The sequence below is a fragment of the Streptomyces sp. NPDC051555 genome, from assembly GCF_044454405.1.
GTDB lineage: Bacteria > Actinomycetota > Actinomycetes > Streptomycetales > Streptomycetaceae > Streptomyces.
On the sequence record NZ_JBITDP010000014.1, the window covers coordinates 113239 to 131365 of the forward strand.

Sequence of the window (18127 nt, forward strand, 5' to 3'; positions counted from 1 at the left end):
CCGCCGCGGCCGGGCCGCGCCTTGCCCGTACGGGTGAGCCGGTCAACCGGCGTCCCCGCCACCCGCAGCCGGGCGGCCCGTCCGGCCTCTCAGCCGGCGCGCAGGGCCATCGTCATCGCCTCCACCGCGAGGAGCGGGGACACGTTGCGGTCCAGCGCCTCCCGGCAGGCGATGATCCCCTCGATGCGGCGCAGGGTCCGCTCCGGACCCGAGGCGCGGGCGACCCGGTCGAGGTCCGGACGTACTTCCTCGTTGGCGATGGCCAGTCCGGAGCCGAGCTGGAGCGCCAGCACGTCCCGGTAGAAGCCGATCAGGTCGGTGAGCGCCAGGTCGAGGGTGTCGCGCTGGGTCCTGGTGCGGCGGCGCTTCTGCCGGTCCTCCAGGTCCTTCATCACCCCCGCGGTACCGCGCGGCATCCGGCCGCCGGTCCCCGCGCCGGCGCCCATCGCGGCGCGCAGCTCCTCGGTCTCCTTGACGTCCACCTCCTCGGCCACCTGCTTGGCGTCCTCGGCGGCGGCGTCCACCAGCTCCTGGGCGGCCTTGAGGCACGCCCCGACGTCGTCCACCCGGAGCGGCAGCTTCAGCACGGCGGCCCGGCGGCTACGGGCCCGCTCGTCCGTGGCCAGCCGGCGGGCCCGGTCGATGTGCCCCTGGGTGGCCCGGGCGGCCGCGGCGGCGGCCCCGGGCTCGATGCCGTCCCGCCGGACCAGTACGTCCGCGACGGCGGCGACCGACGGGGTGCGCAGCGTCAGGTGGCGGCAGCGGGAGCGGATGGTGGGCAGCACGTCCTCCGGCGAGGGCGCGCACAGCAGCCACACCGTGCGCGGGGCGGGCTCCTCGACGGCCTTCAGCAGGACGTTCCCCGCGCCCTCGGTGAGCCGGTCGGCGTCCTCCAGGACGATGACCTGCCAGCGGCCCACGGCCGGGGAGAGCTGGGCCCTGCGGACCAGGGCCCGGGTGTCCTTCACGCCGATGGACAGGAGGTCGGTGCGGACGATCTCGACGTCGGCGTGGGTGCCGACCACGGTCGTGTGGCAGCCGTCGCAGAACCCGCAGCCCGGTTCACCGCCGAGCGCCCGGTCCGGGCTCGTGCACTGCAGGGCCGCGGCGAAGGCGCGGGCCGCGGTGGACCGGCCGGATCCGGGCGGGCCCGTGAAGAGCCAGGCGTGGGTCATCTTCGACGCGGTCGCCGATTCGGTGCCCTCGGCATCGGCCGTGACCATCGCATCGGCGTCGCGGGCGGCGGCGGCCAGCTGTGCCTGTACGCGCTCCTGGCCCACCAGGTCGTCCCATACGGGCATGCCGCCCACCACCTTTCTCTCTACGTGTGTCTCTACGTGCGTGCACCGAGTGGGCTCACCCGGTCACCCCGCGCCCACCAGTGTGGCGGGGTGCACTGACAATCCCGGCCGGGCGTGGTCAGCGGCGGCGCGGCCGGCTCCCGGCGCCGTTGCCGCCGTTGCCGTGGTCGTCGTCGTTGCCGTCCTGGTCGTCGTGGCGCCCGCGCGGGCCGAGCAGCTCGTCCGCGAGGGTCGGCAGGTCGTCCATCGGCGTGTCCTCCGCCCAGGCGGGACGGTGGCGCGGGCGCCCCGACTCGTCGAGGACCGGAAGCTCCCTGGTGACGTCGTTGCCGTTGCCCCCACCGTCCTGGCCGGGCGCCGAATCCCGGAAGATCCGCTGCGGTACCCGGGCCGTCGGGTCGGAGGCGCGGACCGGAGGCAGCACGGCCGTCTCCTCGTTCGGGGAGACGGGCGGCGAGGAGAGCGGCGGCGAGAACTTCGGAACCGGGACCGTCTGGGTGACGTCGTCCGGCTTCACGACCGGCGTGACCACCGTGATCGCGTCCGCCGGATGGGCGCCCTCCGCCGGCTTCGCGGCCGGGGTCCGGGCCGGGGTCTGGGCCGGCAGCGGCTCCTTGGCCATGTCGACCCGCGGCACGGGCGCCGTGGCCGCCCCGGCCGCCTTCGCCGCGGACTCCGCGGCAGCGGTCGCGGCGGCCTCGGCCGAAGCCTTCGCCGCGACGTCGGCAGCGGCCTTGGCAGCGGCTTCGGCCGACGCCTTGGCGGCAGCCTCCGCGGCGGCCTTGGCCGCCGCGGCCTTCGCGGTTTCGGCGGCGACTGCCGCGGCCGAGGCCTCGGCCAGCCGCCGCGCCTCCTCCGCCTTCAGCAGGGCCTCCTCGGCACGCCGCTGCTTCTCCAGGCGCCGCTCCTCGGCCTCGGCCCGCAGCCGGGCCTCCTCCTGCGCCTGCTTGCGCAACCGCTCCTGCTCCAGCGCGCGGGCCTTCTCCTCGGCCTCCGCGCGCAGCCGCTCGGCCTCGGCCCGGGCCCGGGCCTCCTCCTCGGCGCGCAGCCGCTCCTCCTGCGCCTTGCGGGCGGCCTCCGCCTCGGCTTCGAGCCGGGCCGCCTCCGCCGCACGGGCCTTGCGCGCCTCTTCCTCGGCCCGCAAGCGGGCCTCCTCCGCCTTGCGCGCGGCCTCCGCCTCGGCGGCCCGCCGCGCCTCCTCCTGCGCCAGCCGGCGCGCCTCGATCTGCGCCGCCACCTCGGCCTCGGACAGCGGGAGCATCCGGTCCATCCGGTGCCGGACGACCGTGGCCACCGACTCCGGGTCCTGGCCCGCGTCCACCACCAGGTAGCGGCCGGGGTCGGCCGCGGCCAGCGTCAGGAACCCGGACCGCACCCGCTGGTGGAACTCCTGGGGCTCCGACTCCAGCCGGTCCGGCGCCTCCGTGAAGCGCTCCCGGGCCGTCTCCGGGGAGACGTCCAGCAGGATCGTCAGGTTCGGGACCAGCCCGTCGGTGGCCCAGCGCGAGATCCGGGCGATCTCGGTCGGCGACAAGTCGCGTCCCGCACCCTGGTAGGCGACGGAGGAGTCGATGTACCGGTCGGAGATCACGACCGCGCCGCGCTCCAGCGCGGGCCGGACCACCGTGTCCACGTGCTCCGCCCGGTCGGCGGCGTACAGCAGTGCCTCGGCGCGGTTCGAGAGCCCGGCCGAGGAGACGTCCAGCAGGATCGAGCGCAGCCGCTTGCCGACCGGGGTCGCCCCCGGCTCGCGCGTGACGACGACCTCGTGGCCCTTGCTCCGTATCCAGTCGGCGAGCGTCTGCACCTGGGTGGACTTCCCGGCGCCGTCGCCGCCCTCCAGGGCGATGAAGAACCCGGTACCGGAAGCGGCCTGCACCGGCTCGCCGCCGCGCAGCGCCTCGCGCAGGTCACGGCGGAGCGGAACGCCCCGGCGGTCGTCCGCCTTGATCAGCACGACGACGGCCACCGGCAGCAGCAGCGCGCCGACCAGCATGAGGACGAAGGCCGCGCCGCCGTGCTCGAAGACGACCCGGCCCGCCACCAGCCGGTGCGCACCGATCAGGGCGGCCAGCGCCGGGGCGCCGACGGCGCCGAGGCCGACCGCGACCCGGACGGCCGCGTGCAGGTGCTCGGTGACCCGGACCCGGCGGAACTCCTCGGTCTCCTGGTCCAGCAGGGTGTGCCCGGTGTTGGCCGCGACGCCCGCGCCGGTCCCGGCGAGCAGGGTCAGGAAGAGCACGGTCGCGGTGTCCGCGACCAGGCCGGTCAGCAGCAGCGCGAGGCCCGTGACGGCCACCGCCAGGGCCAGCAGGCGGCGCCGCGAGAGCGCCGGCAGCACCTTGCCCGCCTGGGTGAGCCGGATCCCGGCCGCGGTGCCACCGGCCAGCGCGAGCACCAGCAGCGCGAAGGTGGCGGGGCCGCCGGCCAGGTCGTACGCGTGCAGCGCGGCCACGCCGACGGCGCAGGCCACGGCTCCGGCGACCGCCGCGCAGGCGAGCACGAGCAGCCGGATGGCGCCCGTACGCCCCTGCTCCGGACGGTCACCGGCCTTCGGGGCGCGCAGCCCCTCCAGCGGGGAGCGCGGGCGCGGGGTCTTCGACTCGGGAAGCACCAGCGGGAACAGCAGCGACAACGAGGCGGCGAAGAGCCCGGCGGCGACGTACGAGCCGAGCGCGGCCTGGTTGTCCGCGAACCAGTCCACGCCGAGGCCGATCGCGCGGCCGACCAGGGTGGCCGCGAGCAGCGCCGTGGCGGCGAGCGGCAGCGCGGCGAACGCCGTGCGCAGGGTCAGGCGCCGCAGGGTGTCGAGGTGGTCCGGCAGCGGGCGTACGGTCGCGCCCTCCGGCGGCGGCCCGGGCAACAGGGCCGGGGCGGCGCTCTCCTTGGAGAGCGTCCACAGGCGCTCGGCCGCGCCGGAGACGAAGACGGTCGCGAGCAGCACGGTCAGCGCGTGCTCCGGGATCCAGTCGAGCCAGAGCGGGGCCACGACGAACAGCGCGATGCGCACGCCGTCGGCGCCGAGCATGGTCCAGCGGCGGTCGAGCTTGCCGCCCGCCGCCGTGAGCTTGGTCAGCGGGCCGAGCAGCACCGCGCCGCACAGCACGGTGGCCAGGACGCGCACGCCGAGGACGGCCGCGACGGCGAGCGCGGGGCCGCGCGGACCGCCGCCGAACGAGCCCTCCGAGACCGCGGCCTGGAGCGCCAGCAGCACCAGGACCAGCAGCGCGAGCATGTCGCCGATGCCGCTCACCAGCTGGGCGCTCCACAGGCGGCGCAGCCTGGGGGTGCGCAGCAGGGCGCGCACCGCGCGTTCGCGGGAGTCCGCGGCGAGGGCTTCGTCGTAGGTGGGGGCGGAAGGGGAGGTCTCGGGGGCCGTGACGACCGTCGGCTGCTCGGCTCGCGTCATCCGCCCAGCCTATCCGCTGCGCTTGGCGGGTGCGGAGGGCTGTGGACGAGCTCGGGCTGTGAGCCCAGTTCCGCGGGGCGGGGGGGCGGGCACCACGCGGGAGCGGGGCACCGCGGGGTGGGCACCGCTGGGTGGGCACCGCTGGGTGGGCACCGCTGGGTGGGCACCGCTGGGTGGGCACCGCGGGGTGGGCACCGCGGGGTGGGCACCGCGGGGTGGGGCCGGGCAGGAGGGGCCCCCGGGGGGGGGGCCCGGGGGGGGGGGCCCCGGGGGGGGGGCCCCGGGGGGGGGGGCCCCGGGGGGGGGGCCACCGGGGGGTGGGCACCGGGGGGTGGGGCCGGGCAGGAGGGTCTCCTCGGCTCGCGAGCCCTAGGCGGGTCGGAGTCGTGGGGCGGGGGTGGCTCGCTCGGCCTGCGGGGACCCTCCTGCCCGGCCCCACCCCGGCCCCGTCGGAGTTCGTCCCGCCCTCGGGAGCGAAGGGACAACGACCCGTCCACGTCCGTCCCGACCGTAGGAGCGGGGGAACAACGACCCGTCCACGTCCGTCCCGACGGTAGGAGGGGAGGGACAGCGACCCGTCCGGCCCGGGGGGCCTTGGACGGCCGAAGGGCCCCGCGGGGTGCGCGGGGCCCTTCGGGTGTCGGGGTGGTGGGGCTGCCTACTCGTCCGTCGACGGGGTGGCGGCGGCGGTCTTCTTGGCCGTCGTCTTCTTCGCCGTCGTCTTCTTGGCGGCCGTCTTCTTGGCCGTCGTCGTCTTCTTCGCCGCGGTCGCCTTCTTGGCCGGGGCCTTCTTGGCGGTCTTCTTCGCCGGGCCCTTCGCGCGCTTCTCCGCGAGCAGTTCGTAGCCCCGCTCCGGCGTGATCGTCTCGACGTCGTCGTCCCGCCGCAGCGTCGCGTTCGTCTCGCCGTCCGTCACGTACGGACCGAAGCGGCCGTCCTTGACCACCACCGGCTTCTCGCTGACCGGGTCGGTGCCCAGCTCCTTCAGCGGCGGCTTGGCCGCGGCCCGGCCGCGCTGCTTCGGCTGGGCGTAGATCGCCAGCGCCGCTTCCAGCGTGATCGAGAAGAGCTGGTCCTCGGTCTCCAGGGAGCGCGAGTCCGTCCCCTTCTTGAGGTACGGGCCGTACCGGCCGTTCTGCGCGGTGATCTCGACGCCTTCGGCGTCCACGCCGACGACGCGCGGCAGCGACATCAGCTTGAGCGCTTCCTCCAGCGTCACCGTGTCGAGGCTCATCGACTGGAAGAGCGAGGCCGTCCGCGGCTTGACCGCGTTCTTGCCCGTCTTCGGCGTGCCCTCGGGAAGGATCTCCGTCACGTACGGCCCGTAGCGACCGTCCTTCGCGACGATCTCGTTCCCGCTGATCGGGTCCTTGCCCAGGGCGAACTCACCGCTCGGCTTCGCGAAGAGCTCCTCCGCGTACTCCGTGGTCAGCTCGTCCGGAGCCATGTCGTCCGGTACGTCGGCCCGCTGGTGGCCCTCGGAGTCCTTCTCGCCGCGCTCGACGTAGGGACCGTAGCGGCCCACGCGCAGCACGATGCCCTCGCCGACCGGGAAGGAGGAGATCTCCCGGGCGTCGATCGCGCCCAGGTCCGTGACCAGTTCCTTCAGGCCGCCCAGGTGGTCGCCGTTGGCCGGGACCACCTCGGAGGCGTCCTCGGAGCCGAAGTAGAACCGCTTGAGCCACGGCACGGACTGGGCCTCGCCCCGCGCGATGCGGTCGAGGTCGTCCTCCATCTTGGCCGTGAAGTCGTAGTCGACGAGCCGCCCGAAGTGCGTCTCCAGCAGGTTCACCACGGCGAAGGACAGGAAGGACGGCACGAGGGCCGTGCCCTTCTTGAAGACGTAGCCGCGGTCGAGGATCGTGCCGATGATCGACGCGTAGGTCGACGGACGGCCGATCTCGCGCTCTTCCAGCTCCTTGACCAGCGAGGCCTCGGTGTAGCGGGCCGGGGGCTTGGTCGCGTGGCCGTCGACCGTGATCTCCTCGCCGGACAGCGCGTCGCCCTCGGCGACCTGGGGCAGCCGCTTCTCGCGGTCGTCCAGCTCGGCGTTCGGGTCGTCGGCGCCTTCGACGTAGGCCTTCATGAAGCCGTGGAAGGTGATCGTCTTGCCGGAGGCGGAGAACTCGGCGTCACGGCCGTCGCTCGCCCGGCCGCCGATCTTGACGGTGACCGAGTTACCGACCGCGTCCTTCATCTGGGAGGCGACGGTCCGCTTCCAGATCAGCTCGTAGAGGCGGAACTGGTCGCCGGTCAGGCCCGTCTCGGCAGGCGTGCGGAAACGATCACCCGAAGGACGGATCGCCTCGTGCGCCTCCTGCGCGTTCTTGACCTTGCCCGCGTAGACGCGGGGCTTCTCCGGCAGGTACTCGGCCCCGTAGAGCTGCGTGACCTGCGCCCGGGCCGCCGTGATGGCGGTCTCGGACAGCGTCGTGGAGTCCGTACGCATGTAGGTGATGAAGCCGTTCTCGTACAGCTTCTGCGCCACCTGCATGGTCGCCTTCGCACCGAAGCCGAGCTTGCGCGAGGCCTCCTGCTGGAGCGTGGTCGTGCGGAAGGGCGCGTACGGGGAGCGGCGGTAGGGCTTCGACTCGACCGAGCGGACCGCGAAGGCCGTCTCGGCGAGGGCGGCGGCCAGCGAGCGCGCGTTCGCCTCGTCGAGGTGCAGCACCTCGCTCTTGAGCTGCCCGGTGGAACCGAAGTCGCGACCCTGGGCCACGCGCTTGCCGTCGACCGTGTTCAGCCGGGCGACCAGCGAGGACGGGTCCGAGGCGTCACCGGCGCGGCCGGTGGCGAAGGTGCCGGTCAGGTCCCAGTACTCGGCCGAGCGGAAGGCGATGCGCTCGCGCTCCTTCTCGACGACCATGCGGGTGGCCACCGACTGCACGCGGCCCGCCGACAGCTTCGGCATGACCTTCTTCCACAGGACCGGCGAGACCTCGTAGCCGTAGAGGCGGTCGAGGATGCGGCGGGTCTCCTGGGCGTCGACCATGCGCTGGTTGAGCTCGCGCGGGTTGGCGACGGCGTCGCGGATCGCGTCCTTGGTGATCTCGTGGAAGACCATCCGGTGGACGGGGACCTTGGGCTTGAGGACTTCCTGCAGGTGCCACGCGATGGCTTCGCCCTCGCGGTCCTCATCGGTGGCGAGGAAAAGTTCGTCGGACTCGGCCAGCAGCTCCTTGAGCTTCCTGACCTGCGCCTTCTTGTCCGCGTTGACGACGTAGATCGGCGCGAAGTCGTGCTCGACGTCCACACCGAGACGACGGACCTCGCCCGTGTACTTGTCGGGAACCTCGGCCGCGCCGCTGGGGAGGTCGCGGATGTGCCCGACGCTCGCCTCGACGACGTATCCCGGGCCGAGGTAGCCCTTGATCGTCTTCGCCTTGGCAGGAGACTCGACGATGACGAGTCGGCGGCCGCCCTTTGCGGTCTCGCTAGTCGGGGACAACTTGGCTCTTCTCTCCGGTCGGCACTCGGTCGCAGTACGGCGACGCTGCGGAGTGTGACGGTACAACCCGCCCCCGTGTCAAACGGCACAAGCCCGCAACGGCCACTCGAACGGTAACCCGACAAGTGCCACTTCTGCCGCCCGGATGCCGCGGCGGACCCTTCCTGATCACCGTGCGGGGGGTCCTGGGGGCCGTCTGGCCCCGCCCTCGGAGCTCCCCGGAAAGGGTTGCGGGCGGGCTGGCGAACGGGCTGGCGAACGCCGCTCCGCCCGTCCCGCGGGCCCTGCGGCGCCTCGCTCCGGCGCCGGGGTCAGACCTGGCCGAGGCACCACGCGCCGAGCGCGAGCGAAAGCGCGCCGGCCAGGACGGCGACCGGTACGGCCACGGCGTGGCGCACGCCCTCTGCGACCGGCGCGCGGCGCCATGCGCACGCCCCCGTCCAGGTCAGCAGGGCCGCGCCGAACAGCAGGAACACGGCCGCCGCGAAGATCGCCGGACCACTTTCCACGCCGATTCCCCCGCCCCAAGCGCCGCTGCCGGAGTCCCCCCGGACTCCCCCGGTGCGGACCCTTCCAGCCCCGGGCGTACGGCGCGCGAACCCCGGGTTAACTCACGGCTGCGAGGGCTCCGGGGGCACCGCCGGCTCCAGGAACCCCTGCTCCACCAGCAGCCGGATCGCCTCCGGCGTACGGTCCCGCAGCACCACCGGATCCTCCTCGACCAGGTGGGCGATCGCGTCGAGGATGCGCCCGGCGCTCAGTGAGCCGTCGCACACTCCGGCGAAGCCCGCGCCGACCGTGTCCACCTTGGTGGCGCGCCGCATCCCGCGGTTCTGGCGGAGCACGACGTGCTCCGGGTCCTCCGCGCCGGGCGCGCCGACCTGCTCCTGGACGACTTCCAGGGCCAGCCGGAAGTACCCCTCCAGCAGCGCCGCGTCGTCGTGCTCGCGCAGGTAGTCCTGGCGGGCGAAATGGGCCCGGACGGTGTCGCCGAGCGGCTGTTCCACCGAGTGCGGCCATTCCTCGACCACGATCGACGCGGCTGCCGCGTCCGTCCGGCGCAGAGTGATCCAGCCGAAGCCGATCGACTTGGTCTTGCGCGCCTCGAACTCGTCCAGCCAGGCCTCGTAGCGCCGGGCGTACGCCTCGGGGTCCTCGCGGTGGTCGCCCGCGTCCCGCAGCCACAGCTCCGCGTACTGCGTCACGTCCTGCACGTCACGCTGCACGATCCACGCGTCGCAGCCCTCCGGCACCCAGGAACGCAGCCGGTCGTGCCAGTCCTCGCCCTCGACGTGCTGCCAGTTGGCCAAGAACTGCGCATATCCGCCCGGATTCAATCGGTCACCGGCCTGGCGGACCAGCGCGCGGCACAGGTCGTCCCCGCCCATCCCGCCGTCCCGGTAGGTCAACCGGGCCCCGGGCGAGATCACGAAGGGCGGGTTGGAGACGATCAGGTCGTAGGTCGCGTCGCCGACCGGCTCGAAGAGCGAACCGGTGAGCAGCTCGGCCTCCGGGGCTCCCGACAGCGCAAGCGTCAGACGGGTGAAGTCCAGGGCGCGCGGGTTGACGTCCGTGGCCGTGACCCGGGTCGCGTGCTGCGCCGCGTGCAGGGCCTGGATGCCGGATCCGGTGCCGACGTCGAGGGCCGAGCCGACCGGGGTGCGCACGGTGATCCCGGCCAGGGTGGTGGAGGCCCCGCCGACGCCCAGGACCACGCCCTCCTCCCGGCTGCCGATCCCGCCGGCCCCGCCGACCGCGCAGCCCAGGTCCGAGACGATGAACCAGTCCTCGCCGTCCGGGCCGCCGTACGGCCGCACGTCCACCACGGCGTGTACGTCGTCCCCCGCGCGGCGCAGCCAGCCGTCGGCCAGCGCCTCCTCGACGGGCAGCGCGACCGCGGCCCGGTCGTACGGCACGGGCCGCTGGAGCAGGAAGAGCCGCACCAGGCCCTCCAGCGGACCGTCGCCGCGGGTGGCGCGCAGGGCGGGGACCGTCTCGCTGCGGGCCAGCGCGGCATAGGCGGGGGCGCCGAGCAGGTCGAGCAGGCCGTCGGCGGTGAAGCCCGCGGCGAGCAGGGCCGCGCGCAGGGCGGCGGCGCGGGCGGGCGAGGGGAGGCGGGGAAGGCTGGTGGTACTCACCCACCCATTGTGGCCGCTGTCACCGACAATCCGTGCGACGCGGCGGACACGGGCGGCGGCCCGGCGCGCACCGGTGCCGTGCCGGGCGCCGCGACACGGTGGACCCTCCCGGTCACGGCACCAGGGCGGCCGGGTCCGTTTCCGGTCCCGGCCGCCCTGGTCGGCGTACGCCCCGTCAGGAGGCGGGCGGTCAGCTCTTGGACGGCTCCGGGGCCGCCGCGACCTGGCAGCCCTTCTGACCGTTCATGGACTTGTCGAGGCCGCCCGCCTTCAGCTTCTCCAGGGCCGCCTTGCCGCCCTGGGTCGTCTGGTCGAGGCCGCTCGCGATGGTCTTGAGGCCCTCGGCGAACTTGCCCTGGTCCTTGGGATCGAGGGCGTCCATCTTCGTCTTGAGGTCCGCATAGCCCTTGGAGGTGTCCTCGAAGCCCTTGACGGCGGCCTTCTGGGTCGCATCACCGTCCTTGACCGGAGGAACTCCCGCGCCCGTCAGGGCCGTACCCATGGCCTTGTACGAGGTGGACATGGTCTGGAACGCGCCCGCGTCGGTCTTCTGCACGTCCTCGGGCTTGCTGCTCTCGGTCGCCACGCGCTTGATGTCGGCGTTGGCGGCTTCGATCTTCTTGAGCTCGGGCTGCCACTTGTCGCAGACCTTCTTGGCCCAGTCGTCGGTCTTCTTGTCGCCGTCGTCACCGCAACCGGACAGCACGAGCATCAGTACCGCGCCGCCGGACAAGGCGGCCGCAAACTTCTTGTTCACCGGATCGGTCCCTTCCAAGGCTCTCGGCCCGGAAGATACACGTCTGCGTCCGGATAAGCGGAAAGACGGACAGACGGCGCGTCAGTACGCGCCGCCCGTCCGCCATTCGGTCCCGCATCACGGCCCCCGTGAGGGCCCTTCGGCGTACCGTCAGGACACCACCGCGGGGTCGGCCGGCTGGGCCACCCGCTCGGCGGCGTCGCTGCCCGTGTCGTCGCCGACCGTGATGCCGCGCCGCTTGGACACGTACACCGCGCCGACGATCACGATGATCGCCAGGACGGCGACCACCGCGCGGACGGTCGCACTGGCGTCCACGCCGTAGCTGAACTGCACGACGGCGGGGGCGATCAGCAGCGCGACCAGGTTCATCACCTTGAGCAGCGGGTTGATCGCGGGGCCGGCGGTGTCCTTGAACGGGTCGCCGACGGTGTCGCCGATGACGGTCGCGGCGTGCGCGTCACTGCCCTTGCCGCCGTAGTGGCCGTCCTCGACGAGCTTCTTCGCGTTGTCCCACGCGCCACCGGAGTTGGCGAGGAAGACCGCCATCAGCGTGCCGGTGCCGATCGCGCCGGCCAGGTACGAACCGAGCGCCCCGACGCCGAGGCTGAAGCCGACCGCGATGGGGGCCATCACGGCGAGCAGGCCGGGCGTGGCGAGCTCGCGCAGCGCGTCCTTGGTGCAGATGTCCACGACGCGCCCGTACTCGGGCTTCTCGGTGTAGTCCATGATCCCGGGGTGCTCGCGGAACTGGCGGCGCACCTCGTAGACCACGGCGCCGGCCGAGCGGGACACCGCGTTGATGGCCAGGCCCGAGAAGAGGAACACGACGGCCGCGCCGAGGATCAGCCCGACGAGGTTGTTGGGCTGCGAGATGTCCAGGCTCAGGCCCATGTCCCCGGCCTTGGCGCCGACGTCCTTGACGGCCGTGGCGATCGCGTCGCGGTACGAGCCGAAGAGCGCGGCGGCGGCCAGTACGGCCGTGGCGATCGCGATGCCCTTGGTGATCGCCTTCGTGGTGTTGCCCACCGCGTCCAGGTCGGTCAGGACCCGGGCGCCCGCGCCCTCGACGTCGCCGGACATCTCCGCGATGCCCTGGGCGTTGTCGGAGACCGGGCCGAAGGTGTCCATGGCGACGATGACGCCGACGGTGGTCAGCAGGCCGGTGCCGGCCAGGGCCACCGCGAAGAGCGCCAGCATGATCGAGGTGCCGCCGAGCAGGAAGGCGCCGTAGACACCGAGGCCGATGAGCAGCGCGGTGTAGACGGCGGATTCCAGGCCGATGGAGATGCCGGCGAGGACGACGGTGGCAGCTCCCGTGAGCGAGGACTTGCCGATGTCCTGGACGGGACGGCGGTTGGTCTCGGTGAAGTAGCCCGTGAGCTGCTGGATCAGGGCCGCGAGCACGATGCCGATGGCCACGGAGACGAGCGCGAAGACGCGCGGGTCTCCGGAGTGGCCGGTGATGCCCGCGTCCTCGACGCCGACCAGGTCCTTGAAGCTGGAGGGCAGGTAGACGAGGGCCGCGACGCCGACGAGCACCAGCGAGATGACCGCCGAGATGAAGAATCCGCGGTTGATGGCGCTCATGCCGCTGCGGTCGGTGCGACGCGGGGAGACCGCGAAGATGCCGATCATGGCGGTGACGACGCCGATCGCCGGGACGATCAGCGGGAAGGCCAGGCCCAGGTCGCCGAAGGCGGCCTTGCCCAGGATGAGCGCCGCGACGAGCGTGACGGCGTAGGACTCGAAGAGGTCGGCGGCCATTCCGGCGCAGTCCCCGACGTTGTCGCCCACGTTGTCGGCGATGGTCGCGGCATTGCGGGGATCGTCCTCCGGAATGCCCTGTTCGACCTTGCCGACCAGGTCGGCGCCGACGTCGGCGGCCTTGGTGAAGATGCCGCCGCCGACACGCATGAACATCGCGATGAGCGCGGCGCCGAGGCCGAAGCCCTCCAGGACCTTGGGGGCGTCGGCGGCGTAGACGAGCACCACGCAGGAGGCGCCGAGCAGGCCGAGGCCGACGGTGAACATGCCCACCACGCCGCCGGTGCGGAAGGCGATCCGCATGGCCTTGTGGGAGACCTCGGTGAGGTCCTTGGCGGCCTCGCCCTCGGCGGGGGTGGCCTCGCGGGCGGCCGCGGCGACGCGGACGTTGGCGCGGACGGCCAGGCGCATGCCGATGTAGCCGGTGGCGGCCGAGAAGAGCGCGCCGACGAGGAAGAAGGCGGAACGTCCCGCCCGCTGGGTCCAGTTCTCGGCGGGGAGCATGAAGAGCAGGAAGAACACGACCACGGCGAAGATACCGAGGGTGCGCATCTGCCGCCCCAGGTAGGCGTTGGCGCCTTCCTGGACGGCCGCCGCGATCTCCTTCATCCGGTCGGTTCCCTCGTCGGCGGCGAGGACCTGGCGGACCAGGATCTGCGCGACCACGAGTGCCGCGAGTGCCACCGCGGCGATGACGATCACGATAAGCCGATTGTCATCGGTAAGCACCGCCGCAGCCAGCGGAGCGGTGCCTTCTTGCGCGAGAGGGGTGAAGAGCCCCGTCATTCGTCCTCCTTGACGTGATGAACCCAAGATGTGGACGGATTGTAGGGAGCGCGACCTGATCAAAACAGTGGGCGGGAAACGGAATTGGCCTGCTCTTGCTCCTCACCAATAGATCGCGTCACGCCAATACCCTCGAAAGTAGTAATGGGGCAAACCCATTGACCGGTCGCGCGGCGTTCCCGGATCACCGGGATTCGATCTAGAAAAACAAAAAAGGCCCTGCTCAGCAGGGCCTTGAAAAAATATCGGAAGATGGGATTAAAGATCTATGGGGGGTCCGTGCGAGAAACACGGGCGGACTAGGGGAGTTCGGAGGCGCCGGTCGTCGGCCAGCTCATCCTGATGACACCGCCCGATTCCCCACTGGTCACTTCGACGTCGTCGACGAGTCCGCTGATCACCGCGAGGCTCATCTCGTCCTCGGTATCGGTGGTGTCGGCGTCGTCCATCGCCGCGGCGGAGTCCGGGTCGGCGTCCGCGTCGGCCGAAGAAGGCGTGGCGGTGCCACCGGGCGGCCCGGGGACCTCGTCGCCGACCTCGATGGAGAAGACCTTCTCCTCGTCGGTCAGCACGACGCGGACCGGAGCGGTCAGCCCGTTGCCGCGGTGCAGCCCGACGGCGCGCGAACAGGCCTCGCCCACGGCGAGTCTGACCTCGTCGAGGACGGCCTCTTCCACGCCGGCCCGGCGGGCCACGGCGGCCGCGACCAGACGGGCAGTCCGGACGTGTTCGGGTTGAGCGCTGAAGCGGAGTTCAACGGTGGCCATGCGCGTCCCCCTCGGACTACGGGCGTGCCTTGCAGGGGCCCGGGCCACTGTGGCCCGGAACCCCCCGCTCCTACTGGCGGGATCCGTCAGTCGGTGGCGTTGACGGCGTCTTCCACCGTGGTGTGGATCGGGAACACCTTGGTGAGACCGGTGATGCGGAAAATCTTGAGGATGCGCTCCTGGTTGCACACCAGGCGCAGCGAGCCCTCGTGCGCGCGGACGCGCTTGAGGCCTCCCACGAGCACACCGAGGCCGGTGGAGTCGAGGAAGTCCACTCGCTCCATGTCGACAACCAAGTGGTAGCTGCCGTCGTTCACCAACTCGACCAACTGCTCGCGCAGCTTGGGCGCGGTATACACATCAATCTCGCCACCGACCTCGACGACTGTGCGGTCGCCAACTGTGCGAGTCGACAGGGACAGGTCCACGGATCCTCCAGCACCTTGCTATCGAGCGGCGCCCCCCAGGGGCCTCCTCACCCGAAGGTAGAGGAGGGATTGGCTGCCGCGATGGCATTCAATCACTTACCGGCAGGCGCGCACGACGCCTTGGGACCATTGTCCCGCACACCGGTGACACACTCACTTCGGATGTCCCATACTCCCCGTCCCGGTCGGCCCACGGCAGCCGCGGACTCACGACCCGGCCCCGACACGGTCCTGGACCGCCTGTCACGGGGGCCTTCGCGAGCTGCGCGCATCACCCATACGGAGCACTTGCCCCCTCGGGAGGGCCGTCATGCGGTCTGGCCCGATCGCATCCGAACTGATGTCGTAGCCGCGATCCAGGCAGCGGGCATCGAACATCCGTGGGAACACCAGGCCGCCGCGGCCGAGCTCGCCCTCGACGGCGAATCCGTGATCGTCGCCACCGGTACCGCCTCCGGCAAGTCCCTGGCCTACCTCGCCCCGGTGCTCAGCGCCCTCGCCGACGGCGCCGAGGCGCCCAACGGTCGGGGCGCCACCGCCCTGTACCTCGCCCCCACCAAGGCCCTGGCCGCCGACCAGCGGCGGGCCGTGCGGGAGCTGGCCCGGCCCCTGGGAAACGCGGTCAGGCCCGCCGTCTACGACGGGGACACCCCCGTCGAGGAGCGCGAATGGGTCCGCCAGTACGCCAACTACGTGCTCACCAATCCCGACATGCTGCACCGCGGGATACTCCCGGCCCACCCCCGCTGGTCCTCCTTCCTGCGGGCCCTGCGCTACGTGGTCATCGACGAGTGCCACACCTACCGCGGGGTCTTCGGCTCCCACGTCGCCCAGGTGCTGCGCCGCCTGCGACGGCTGTGCGCCCGCTACGGCTCCGATCCGGTCTTCCTCCTCGCCTCGGCCACCGCCACCGATCCGGCCGCCTCGGCGAGCCGACTGACCGGCACGAGCGTGACGGAGATCACGGACGACGCCTCTCCGCGCGGCGAGGTCGTCTTCGCCCTGTGGGAGCCGCCGCTCACCGAGCTGCGGGGCGAGAAGGGCGCCCCGGTGCGCCGCACGGCGACCGCGGAGACCGCCGACCTGCTGACCGACCTGGTCGTCCAGGGGGTCCGTACGGTCGCCTTCGTGCGCTCCCGGCGCGGCGCCGAGCTGATCGCCCTGATCGCCCAGGAGCGCCTCGCCTCCGTCGACCGCTCACTACCGCCCCGGGTGGCCGCCTACCGGGGCGGCTACCTGCCCGAGGAGCGCCGGGCCCTGGAGCGGGCCCTGCACTCCGGCGAGCTGCTCGGGCTCGCCGCCACGACCGCCCTGGAGCTGGGCGTGGACGTCTCCGGCCTGGACGCCGTCCTGATCACCGGCTACCCGGGCACCCGGGCCTCCCTGTGGCAGCAGGCGGGCCGGGCCGGACGCTCCGGCCACGGCGCCCTGGCGGTCCTGGTCGCCCGGGACGACCCGCTGGACACCTACCTGGTCCACCACCCCGAGGCCCTGTTCCAGCAGCCGGTGGAGGCCACCGTCCTGGACCCCGACAACCCGTACGTCCTCGCCCCCCACCTGTGCGCGGCGGCGGCCGAGCTGCCCCTGACCGAGCCCGACCTGGCCCTCTTCGGCCCGGCCGCCCGCGACCTGCTGCCCCAGCTCGAAGCGGCGAAGCTGCTGCGCCGCCGGGCCACGGCCTGGCACTGGACCCGCCGGGAGCGCGCCTCGGACCTGACCGACATCCGGGGCGGCGGCGGGCGCCCGGTGCAGATCGTCGAGGCCGCCACCGGCCGGCTGCTCGGCACCGTGGACGAGGCGGCCGCCCACACCGCAGTCCACGACGGCGCCGTCCACCTCCACCAGGGCCGCACCTACCTGGTGAAGAACCTGGACCTGGAGGACTCGGTCGCCCTCGTCGAGGAGGCCTCCCCGCCCTTCTCCACCACCGCCCGCGACATCACCTCCATCTCCGTCCTGGACACCGAGACCTCGATCCCCTGGGGCCCGGCCACGCTCTGCTTCGGGTCGGTCGAGGTCACCAACCAGGTGGTCTCCTACCTACGGCGCAAACTGATCACCGGCGAGGTGCTCGGCGAGGCCAAGCTCGACCTGCCGCCGCGCACCCTGCGCACCCGGGCCGTGTGGTGGACGGTCACCGAGGACCAGCTCGACGAGGCCCGGATCGATCCGGAGATCCTCGGCGGCGCCCTGCACGCCGCCGAGCACGCCTCCATCGGGCTGCTCCCGCTGTTCGCCACCTGCGACCGCTGGGACATCGGCGGCGTCTCCGTGCCGCTCCACCCGGACACCCTCCTTCCGACGGTCTTCGTCTACGACGGCCACCCCGGCGGTGCCGGGTTCGCGGAGCGGGCCTTCCACACGGCCCGCGCCTGGCTGACCGCGACCCGCGACGCGATCGCCGCCTGCGAGTGCGAGGCCGGCTGCCCGTCCTGCATCCAGTCCCCCAAGTGCGGCAACGGCAACGACCCCCTCCACAAGCGCGGCGCCGTCCGCCTCCTCACCCACCTCCTCTCAGCGGCCCCGCCGCCGCCCTAGTCAGCCCCGGCCCGGGGTCCGGCCCGGGACCCGCGCGCGAGGTGGACCGCGGGGCGTAAGGACCGGTCGGGGCGAGGGCCGTCACCTCCGCGACCTCGCCCGAGACCGTGCAGGCGGCCATCCGGGCGCCCTGTGCCACCGCCACCCGCAGCGCCGCGGCGCACGCGGCCGCGGGGCCATGGGTCCAGCTCGCGGCGGCGGCCAGGGCCGCCAGGTCGGCGGCGGCCGCGGCCCGGTGCCGGGCCACCACCGCCTGGCCCAGCAACAGCACGCCCCCGAAGACCGCCACGAGCGCCGTGGCCACCACGGCCGCCCACACCGTGGCCGAACCCCGCTCCCGGCTCACGGCGGCGGCCCCACGCTGTCCTCGGCCAGCGCCACCGCCTGGGCCCCCAGCCGCACCGACAGGGCCCGCGGGCCCGGCGCGGGCGCACTCACCCTGACCCGCCACAGGTCACCCGCCCGCTCCAGCTCCACCCGCGCCCCCGCCGGGGCGGCCTCCCGGGCCGCCGCGAGCGCCACCTCGACCGGCTCGGTGCGGGCCGCCAGCCGCGCCCCGGCCCGCGCCGCGTCCACGCACCGGATCTGCGCGGCCGCCGCCATCAGCGCCCACACCAGCAGCGCCGCGAAGAGGACCAGGGCCGGGATCACCAAGGACGCCTCCGCCGTCACATATCCCCGGTCACCCATTTCGCCGGACCGCCCGCACCCCCCGGACGCACCGTCAGAAAGGCCGCCCCGAAACCGATCAGAAACCCCGTCAGGAGATCCGTCAGAAGCTCCGCCAG

Annotated in this window: 12 protein-coding genes; 1 reads left to right on the top strand and 11 read right to left on the bottom strand. The window is 73.2% G+C overall.

Going from position 1 to position 18127, the window contains the following annotated elements; translation table 11 throughout:
* Nucleotides 1-89 precede the first annotated feature (89 nt).
* From ACIBEA_RS26525 to bldG, 9 genes are all read right to left on the bottom strand, one after another.
* Nucleotides 90-1301 carry a DNA polymerase III subunit delta' gene (locus ACIBEA_RS26525; protein WP_399265007.1) on the bottom strand — a complete coding sequence of 404 codons (1212 nt, stop codon included), beginning with the start codon at nucleotides 1299-1301 and terminating at the stop codon, nucleotides 90-92.
* A 118-nt stretch (nucleotides 1302-1419) separates the two neighbouring features.
* Nucleotides 1420-4710, bottom strand: a complete 3291-nt coding sequence (gene tmk, locus ACIBEA_RS26530; RefSeq protein WP_399265009.1) for a dTMP kinase — start codon at nucleotides 4708-4710, stop codon at nucleotides 1420-1422.
* Between the two features lie 658 nt (nucleotides 4711-5368).
* Entirely contained in the window at nucleotides 5369-8158 is a 2790-nt protein-coding gene (gene topA, locus ACIBEA_RS26535) for a type I DNA topoisomerase (protein ID WP_399265010.1), read from the bottom strand.
* Between the two features lie 311 nt (nucleotides 8159-8469).
* Nucleotides 8470-8667 carry a hypothetical protein gene (locus tag ACIBEA_RS26540; protein ID WP_399265012.1) on the bottom strand — a complete coding sequence of 66 codons (198 nt, stop codon included), beginning with the start codon at nucleotides 8665-8667 and terminating at the stop codon, nucleotides 8470-8472.
* 102 nt (nucleotides 8668-8769) lie between these two features.
* A complete protein-coding gene (locus ACIBEA_RS26545; RefSeq protein WP_399265014.1) occupies nucleotides 8770-10296 on the bottom strand; it encodes a methyltransferase in 1527 nt (508 codons plus the stop codon).
* Nucleotides 10297-10486: 190 nt separating this feature from the next.
* Entirely contained in the window at nucleotides 10487-11053 is a 567-nt protein-coding gene (locus tag ACIBEA_RS26550; protein WP_399265016.1) for a small secreted protein, read from the bottom strand.
* Between the two features lie 150 nt (nucleotides 11054-11203).
* Nucleotides 11204-13606 carry a sodium-translocating pyrophosphatase gene (locus ACIBEA_RS26555; protein ID WP_399265018.1) on the bottom strand — a complete coding sequence of 801 codons (2403 nt, stop codon included), beginning with the start codon at nucleotides 13604-13606 and terminating at the stop codon, nucleotides 11204-11206.
* A 299-nt stretch (nucleotides 13607-13905) separates the two neighbouring features.
* Nucleotides 13906-14373, bottom strand: a complete 468-nt coding sequence (locus ACIBEA_RS26560) for an ATP-binding protein (RefSeq protein WP_399265020.1) — start codon at nucleotides 14371-14373, stop codon at nucleotides 13906-13908.
* Nucleotides 14374-14459: 86 nt separating this feature from the next.
* Nucleotides 14460-14801 (bottom strand): anti-sigma factor antagonist BldG, encoded by a 342-nt coding sequence (gene bldG / locus ACIBEA_RS26565; protein ID WP_008743037.1) that lies wholly within the window; start codon nucleotides 14799-14801, stop codon nucleotides 14460-14462.
* A gap of 81 nt (nucleotides 14802-14882) precedes the next feature.
* On the opposite strand from bldG, the gene ACIBEA_RS26570 reads away from it, so the two are divergent.
* Nucleotides 14883-17339 (top strand): DEAD/DEAH box helicase, encoded by a 2457-nt coding sequence (locus ACIBEA_RS26570; protein WP_399265022.1) that lies wholly within the window; start codon nucleotides 14883-14885, stop codon nucleotides 17337-17339.
* On the opposite strand, the gene ACIBEA_RS26575 is transcribed toward ACIBEA_RS26570, so the two are convergent.
* Together ACIBEA_RS26575 and ACIBEA_RS26580 are read right to left on the bottom strand one after the other, a co-directional pair.
* Complete coding sequence (locus ACIBEA_RS26575) at nucleotides 17302-17685, bottom strand: Rv3654c family TadE-like protein (protein ID WP_399265024.1); 384 nt, start codon at nucleotides 17683-17685, stop codon at nucleotides 17302-17304. The two genes, ACIBEA_RS26570 and ACIBEA_RS26575, sit on opposite strands and share 38 nt — an antisense overlap.
* Entirely contained in the window at nucleotides 17682-17990 is a 309-nt protein-coding gene (locus tag ACIBEA_RS26580) for a TadE family type IV pilus minor pilin (RefSeq protein ID WP_399265213.1), read from the bottom strand. Before ACIBEA_RS26580 ends, ACIBEA_RS26575 begins: the two co-directional genes overlap by 4 nt.
* Between the last annotated feature and the right edge of the window lie 137 nt (nucleotides 17991-18127).

Coding starts and splice junctions, on each gene's coding strand:
- ACIBEA_RS26525 (WP_399265007.1), bottom strand. CDS start 1,301: ATGCCCGTATGGGACGACCTGGTGGGCCAGGAGCGCGTACAGGCACAG.
- tmk (WP_399265009.1), bottom strand. CDS start 4,710: ATGACGCGAGCCGAGCAGCCGACGGTCGTCACGGCCCCCGAGACCTCC.
- ACIBEA_RS26555 (WP_399265018.1), bottom strand. CDS start 13,606: ATGACGGGGCTCTTCACCCCTCTCGCGCAAGAAGGCACCGCTCCGCTG.
- ACIBEA_RS26560 (WP_399265020.1), bottom strand. CDS start 14,373: ATGGCCACCGTTGAACTCCGCTTCAGCGCTCAACCCGAACACGTCCGG.
- ACIBEA_RS26570 (WP_399265022.1), top strand. CDS start 14,883: ATGGCATTCAATCACTTACCGGCAGGCGCGCACGACGCCTTGGGACCA.